The following is a 4,702-nucleotide window of genomic DNA, read 5'->3' as shown; positions in this document are numbered from 1 at the left end:
GCGTACCATGCGGAGCTTCATGATCATGTGGTCAACCAGCTCCTGAGCCTGCTTCTCGGTGAGCACGCCGTTTTTGATATCGCGTTCGATGTAGATGTCGTGGAAGGTAGCGGTACGGCCGTAGGACATGGCAGCGCCGTTCTGGGACTTAACAGCAGCCAGATAGCCGAAGTAGGTAGCCTGCATGGCTTCCTTGGCGGTCTTTGCCGGGCCGGAGATATCGCAGCCGTAGGAAGCGGCCATCTGCTTGAGCTCGCCCAGAGCCTTCCACTGTTCCTTGATTTCCTCGCGGGAACGAATGGTATCCTCAAGCTCTCTTTCGTCCTTGGGGTTTTCGAGCTGAGCCTGATAGGAATCAAACTGTCTGGCCTTGTCAGCCATGAGAGCATCAATGCCGTAGAGGGCAATGCGACGGTAGTCGCCGATGATGCGGCCGCGGCCGTAGGCATCAGGAAGACCGGTTAATACCTTGCTCTTGCGGCAGTCTCTGATCCCCTTGGTATAAACATCGAATACACCCTGATTGTGAGTCTTTCTGTATTCGGTGAAGATCTTCTCAACTTCCTTGTTAAAAGGCTTGCCGTAGGTTTCGCAGGAGGTCTGAATCATGCGAATGCCGCCAAAGGGCATAATGGCTCTCTTAAGAGGAGCATCAGTCTGAAGACCTACGATCTGCTCAAGATCCTTGTTGATGTAGCCGGGCTTGTGGGAGGTGATGGTGGAAGGAGTATCGGGATCGAAATCCAGGGGAGCGTGAGTTCTGTTCTCCTCCTTGATGCCTTCCATCACCTGATTCCAAAGAGCGGTGGTTGCATCGGTAGGACCTTCAAGGAAGGAATCATCCCCTTCATAAGGAGTGTAATTCTGCTGGATAAAATCACGGGTATCGATTGAATCCTGCCAGGCGCCCGGTTTGAATCCTGCCCATGCCTGCTTTTGAAGATCATTGAGTTCTGCCATTTTTTACCTCTGTTGGTTTAGGTAGATAAAACGCCTGATGCCCTGGTGAGGCCGGCGTGACATTGGTTGCTGCGTGACCGGCCGTTGCCGTTTTGCCGGAATCGGCGGTCGGGGTTCGCATTCCGGGAAGATTCTGATAGCGTCTCTTTCCGAAAGTTATCAGCTGAAAGCTGATGTGTTATTTGGTTCCTTAATGATACAACGGTCACAGTTTTTTAACAATTGCGAAAGAGATGCGGTCTTGTCCGGCAGCTCTTTTCGAGGTCTGCGAGCATCAGGAACTTCATGGCTGTTATTATATCCGGCGGTTTTAGTGAAAATTGTGAGCTATGTCACATAAAACACAGTTTTTTAATGAAAATTAATTACAAAATATCTTGAAATAGTGATTTAAAACACTGTTGAATGAAAGTTTTCTATCAAAAATTACGTATTATCAGGGGCTTAAAATGCGGCAAATGTCACTTTTCTGAGATTTTTTCTCTGATAAATACCGTTTTTGCCGGTTTTGTCTGAGAAATTCCCCGAAAAGCAGAATTTTTGCGGTTATGATGCGGTTTGCGCCCGGTGAATACCATGGTTTTCTTACTTTCATTTTTGCCGCTTTTTTTGAAATTTTGATACCGGAAAAATATCAAATTTCATGCGGCGCGATTCCGGGAGCCGGGAGGAGGAATCTGAGGTTTTGCCGTCTTCAGGAGCTGAGTTCACCGGCATGGAGCAGGGAGGGGTTTAACTTCCGCCTCTCATTTTTTACTTGCGCCGCTTCTTCCGGTAAAATTTCCTCTGGCGCGGACGGGTACTTTCTGATATCCCGGTTCCGGCGGCATTATCGGAATCTCCCGCGGGATTCTTCCCGTTTTTCGCTACCCGGAGTTTTATGAAAATCACGAAACAGAAGGCGGTGTCATATCTTGGCTATATTGTGGCAGCCGGCATCGGGTTTGTTCTCTACTGTATTTTTCGAACCACCGTGATTCCGCTCATCCCGGGATCTCTTCAGGGCGATCTTGATGCGGTCAAAGCATCTCTTCCCGCCAAAAGCGCGGATGGCTTTCTGGTGGTGCAGTCTCTGACCTATGATGAACATTACAATGTGACCTTTGAGCTCTCCTGGGATCCCCGGGGCCTTCGTCCGGCCGGGCCGGCCGATGCCGGCAAAACCCCCGAGGAGCTCTTTCGTTCCCTGTCCGTGAGCGATCGCTTTTGCTCCAATAATGCCGTAAAAGCAATTTTCCGCGCCGGCGGCACCATTACGGTGAACATGATCTTAGCCGGCACTCCCGAAAAAAGAACCCTGCTGCTTTCCTGCGGGGATCCGGGATAAATTCCGGCCGTCGCGCGGTTTTTTCCCGGGCGGCGCCGTTTTCGGCGTTTTGCGGTTCCGGGGCAAAAAACTGAACAGACGGGGATGAGATCCGTTATAATTCCGTCAGAGATTTTTGTCACAGTTTTTTCAGATCTCCGGAGAAGCAGTACCTGCACCGGCGTTCCGAAGCTGTTTGTCACGGTCATCACTTTTCATTTTTGTGGATTTTATTATGAAGAAAGTTGGTTTTGTCGGCTGGCGCGGCATGGTAGGTTCCGTGCTTATGAACCGTATGGAAGAGGAAGGCGATTTTGCCGGCATCGATCCGGTGTTTTTCAGCACCTCTCAGGCAGGTCAGAAGGCCCCGTCATTCGGGGGCAAGGATGCCGGTGTTCTTTTGGATGCCAATAATCTGGAAGCCCTGAAGAGCATGGACATTATTGTTACCTGTCAGGGCGGAGCTTATACCAAGGACGTTTATCCGAAGCTGCAGGCTGCCGGCTGGAACGGTTATTGGGTTGATGCCGCCTCCACCCTGAGAATGGAGGATAATGCCGTAATCATCCTGGATCCGGTTAACCGGGCTGTTATTGACGATGCTCTTAACCGCGGCCTTAAGACCTTTGTAGGCGGCAACTGCACTGTAAGCCTCATGCTTATGGGCTTGGGCGGTCTCTTTAAGAACGATTGCGTGGAGTGGATTCAGTCCTCCACCTATCAGGCTGCCTCCGGAGCCGGCGCCAAGAATATGCGGGAGCTCCTTTCTCAGATGGGGCGGCTGTATGGCTCCGTTGCCGACAAGCTGAAGGATCCGGCCTCCGCCATTCTTGATATCGAAAAGACCGTGAGAGATGAAATGCGTTCTCCGGAATTTCCGGTTAAGGAATTTCTGGTGCCTCTTGCCGGTTCCGTGATTCCATGGATTGATGTGCAGCTTCCTAACGGGCAGAGCCGCGAAGAGTGGAAAGGCATGGCTGAGACCAACAAGATTCTGGGACTGGCTCCGGAAACCATTCCGGTGGACGGGAACTGCGTCAGAATCAGCGCCCTGCGCTGCCACAGCCAGTCCTTCCTTATCAAGCTTAAGAAGGATATTACCGTCAAGGATGCGGAGGAAATGATTGCCGCTCATAATGAATGGGCCCGGGTGATCCCCAATGACAAGGAGGTTACCATAAAGGAACTTTCTCCGGCAGCTGTTACCGGCACCCTTAACGTTCCGGTGGGACGTCTGCGCACGCCTAATTTCGGCAAGGGCTTCCTTTCTGCCTTTTCCGTGGGCGATCAGCTGCTCTGGGGCGCCGCTGAACCTCTGCGCCGCATGCTGAAGTTCATCGCTTAATTAAGTCCTCTTAATATCGCATAGAGAAGAATCCGGATCAGCTCCGGATTTTTTTTGCGTTGTTTTTCTCTCCGGAATCCCTGCCGGTTATTTTCCCAGGACCTTCTTTTCAATTTCCGCATAGTCCTTCCTGAGGAGCCGGGCGCGCTCCTCCTGAACTTCGGAAAGCGTGATGCCATCCAGAAGAGACATATCGGACGAGCATTCAATAATAAGGCTGCGGGCTCTTTTTTTGCTTTCCTGATAGCCGGCTCTGAGCTGCTGTTCCGCTAGGTCGATGAGCACCTGAATTTTGTTCAGAATGGCATTGGTATTTCCCGGCACCTTGCGGATCGCTTCCTTGAAGAGCTCCAAAGCTTCAGTGAGATTGCCGGCATTGTATTTGTCGATGCCCTGGGAGTTAAGCTCCTGATATTTGCCGCGGCGTTCCGCCTGTTCAGTTTTTTTCTGCGCGAGGCAGCAGTCCAGAATATGATCGGAAATATCATTAGCTTCGGATTCGGGGAGAGCTTCTGCGATTTGCGCGGCTACCTCGTACTCTCCGATGGCCATGAATCCCAGGTACATGCCTTTTTTCAGACTGTCTGAGATTTCCTTGTCCTTGTCATGCAAAAGGGGCAATAGCTGATACAGCTTTTTCTTGCTCTTGTGGATTTCGCCGCGGATCAGGGAAATCCTGGCCTCGCAGATGGTTCTGAAGACGTCGGGAGAGAATGTCTGCTTGCAGGCGCAGTTCTGATAGCGGCTCACAATATTGCCCAGAACCTTTTCGATGTTTGAAATATGAAAGGGATCCCGGGACTGCTCCGCAAACATGAATTCGCATTCCGCAAAGCTTTCCAGCAGGTTATCCACATCATGCGGGGAATTCTTCTTGATGTTAAGCAGGGAAGCCACGCCGTCCCGGGCTGTCAGAAAGTCTCCGGCTCCGATGGCGGTGGAAACCTGAACATTAAGGAGCTTTTCGGACAGCGGGGACAGCTCCACGGCGTGCTTGATATTCCGGATGGCCTCATCGGTTCGCCCCATGGAGATGTAGTTTTTGCTTACGTATTCAATGGCATCGGTCATCAGAGGACGGCGGGTCAGCA

Annotated in this window: 3 protein-coding genes and 1 pseudogene; 2 read left to right on the top strand and 2 right to left on the bottom strand. The window is 51.3% G+C overall.

The features are described from left to right. Positions 1–960: pyruvate formate lyase family protein (locus ACJROR_RS13685; RefSeq protein WP_406547588.1), on the bottom strand; the 960-nt coding region annotated here is incomplete at its 3' end. An 880-nt stretch (positions 961–1,840) separates the two neighbouring features. Here ACJROR_RS13685 and ACJROR_RS13680 point away from each other — a divergent pair. Next, positions 1,841–2,287 carry a hypothetical protein gene (locus ACJROR_RS13680; protein WP_406547587.1) on the top strand — a complete coding sequence of 149 codons (447 nt, stop codon included), beginning with the start codon at positions 1,841–1,843 and terminating at the stop codon, positions 2,285–2,287. Positions 2,288–2,501: 214 nt separating this feature from the next. Further along, a complete protein-coding gene (asd, locus tag ACJROR_RS13675) occupies positions 2,502–3,611 on the top strand; it encodes an aspartate-semialdehyde dehydrogenase (protein WP_406040472.1) in 1,110 nt (369 codons plus the stop codon). Between the two features lie 87 nt (positions 3,612–3,698). Here asd and ACJROR_RS13670 read toward each other — a convergent pair. Continuing rightward, positions 3,699–4,702: pseudogene (locus tag ACJROR_RS13670) on the bottom strand (response regulator); the annotation flags it as partial.

The sequence above is a fragment of the Succinimonas sp. genome, assembly GCF_045225735.1.
Lineage (GTDB): Bacteria > Pseudomonadota > Gammaproteobacteria > Enterobacterales > Succinivibrionaceae > Succinimonas.
Note: the sequence above shows the minus strand (reverse complement) of the source record. Positions and strands in the feature narration are given on the sequence as shown.